This window comes from Actinomadura sp. 7K507, from assembly GCF_004348425.1.
GTDB lineage: Bacteria > Actinomycetota > Actinomycetes > Streptosporangiales > Streptosporangiaceae > Spirillospora.
In genome coordinates, this window is record NZ_SMKK01000467.1 from 1 (window position 1) to 2,595 (window position 2,595).

Annotated in this window: 1 protein-coding gene; it reads left to right on the forward strand. The window is 70.9% G+C overall.

What is annotated here, in order from left to right; genetic code table 11:
• A partial coding sequence (locus tag E1285_RS44465; RefSeq protein WP_132160932.1) for an SDR family NAD(P)-dependent oxidoreductase occupies nucleotides 1-2,595 on the forward strand: 2,595 nt, incomplete at both ends.

Below are 2,595 nucleotides of genomic sequence, written 5' to 3' on the forward strand. Positions count from 1 at the left end.
GGTGGGCGCAGCCCGCACTGTTCGCCATCGAGGTGGCGCTTTACCGGCTACTGGAAGCATGGGGGGTGCGGCCGGACTACCTGGCCGGGCACTCCATCGGAGAACTGGCCGCAGCACACGTCGCCGGGGTGTGGTCACTGCCCGACGCGGCGGTGCTGGTGGCGGCGCGGGGCCGGTTGATGCAGGCCCTGCCCCCGGGTGGGGGCATGACCGCGATCCGCGCCACCGAAACCCAGGTTCAGGCCCATCTGGTGGACGGGGTGGAGGTCGCGGCGGTCAACGCCCCGGACGGTGTGGTGATCTCCGGCCGCGAAGACGCCGTCGCCCAAGTCGCCGCGCAGTTCGACAGGGTGCGGTCGCTGCCGGTCTCACACGCCTTCCATTCGGTGTTGATGGATCCGATGCTGGCCGAGTTCGAGGACATCGCCGCGAGCGTGTCCTACCGGCCGCCCGCGGTGCCGATCGTGTCCAACCTGACCGGCGAGATGGCCGACCCCGAACAGTTGTGCACCCCGGCCTACTGGGTGCGGCACGTCCGCCAAGCCGTCCGCTTCCACGACGGTGTCCAGACCCTGCGCGGCCACGGCGTCACCACCTTCCTGGAAATCGGACCCGACGCCGCGCTGACCGCCACCGCCGACCCCGGCGACGACGCGGAGTTCATAGCCGTCCAGCGCCGCGACCGCGACCAGCCCCGCCAACTGCTGACCGCACTGGCAGACCTGCACACCCGCGGCGTCCCGGTCGACTGGGCGGCGCTGTTCCCCGGTGCTCAACGGGTCGACCTGCCGACCTATGCCTTCCAACGCCAGCGGTTCTGGCTCGACTCGGTCACCGCCCCGGCCGACCCGGCAGCAGCCGGACAGCAGAACGCCGATCATCCGTTGCTGGCGGCGATGGTGGCGCTGCCCGGCAGCGATGGTGTGGCTTGGACCGGGCGTGTGTCGTTGGACACCCATCCGTGGCTGGCCGACCACACCGTCACCGGAACGGTGCTGCTGCCCGGCACCGCGTTCGTGGAACTGGCGCTGTTCGCCGGTGAACAGGTCGGCTGTCCCACGATCGAGGAGCTCACCTTGCACCATCCGCTGGTGCTGTCGCCCGATCAGGGCGCCGCGATCCAGGTCACCGTGGCCGGGCCGGACGAGGCCGGTCACCGTACGGTGGAGGTCCATTCCCGTCCCGAGGGCAGCGCCGACTCACTGTGGACGGTGCATGCGACCGGGACGGTGGGTCTCAACACTGTCGAGGTGCGGGCCGGTGCGGGGGTGTGGCCGCCCGAGGGGGCCGTCGCGGTGCCGGTGCAGGAGTTCTACGATCGGCTGGCCGATCAGGGACTCGCCTACGGCCCGTCCTTCCAGGGCCTGCAGACGGCCTGGCGGCGCGGCGGGGAGGTCTTCGCCGAGATCGCGGTCCCCGGCCTGGAAGTGGGCGGGTACGGCATCCACCCCGCACTGCTGGACGCCGCACTACACACAGCCTTCCTACACACCAACACCAACACCGACACCGGCACCGACAGCACCGACACCGGCACCAGCACCGGCTCGGGCTTGGGGGTGGCGGTGCCGTTCAGCTGGAGCGGCATCGGGTTGCACGCCGCCGGCGCGACCGCGCTGCGCGTCCATCTCCCCGACCCGCAGACCCTGCACATCACCGACACCACCGGGGCACCGGTGGCCACCGTCACCACCGTCACCACACGCCCCCTGACCACCGGCCCGGCCGCCGCCACCCGCAACTCGTTGTTCCGGGTCGGGTGGGAGCCGGTTGCCGTGCCGGCCGCGGCGGCGGTGGCGGCGGGTGGTGCGGATGTGGTGGTGTTGGAGTCGGTGCCGGGGACCGCGCCACAGGATGTGCGTGCGGCGACCCATCGGGCTTTGGAGGTGCTGCAGGGCTGGTTGTCGGCTGATCACCCGGCCGGTTCACGGCTGGTGGTGACCACCCGCGGCGCGGTCGCCGCCCGCCCAGACGATGCGGTGACCGATCTGGCGGGCGCAGCGGTCTGGGGCCTATGCCGAGCAGCACAGGAGGAGAATCCGGACCGTATCGTCCTTGTCGATCTCGACAGCGCGGACGCCTCGCTGGAGCCAGCGTTTGCCAGCGATGAACCGCAGCTGGCGCTGCGGGGTGACTCGCTTCTCGCTCCTCGGCTCGTACGACCGGAAACGGCCGACAGCGGCGGCAAGGATGCATGGGATGCCGGTGGGGCGGTGCTGGTCACGGGCGGTACCGGTGGTTTGGGTGGTTTGGTGGCCCGGCATCTGGTGGCTGAGCACGGGGTGCGGCGTCTGGTGCTGGCCAGCCGTCGCGGTATGGACGCCGACGGGGCTGCCGGGTTGGTGGCTGAGCTGGCGGAGTTGGGTGCCCAGGCCAGGGTGGTGGCGTGTGATGTGACCGACCGTTCCGCATTGGCTGGTCTGGTGGCCTCGGTGTGTGCGGATGGCGGTCTGGGCGCGGTGGTGCACGCGGCAGGAATCTTGGATGACGGGGTGGTCTCGTCGTTGACCGCTGAGCGGTTGGACGGGGTGCTGGCGCCGAAGGTGGATGCGGCGTGGCATCTGCATGAGCTGACGCGTGAGCTGGATCTGTCGG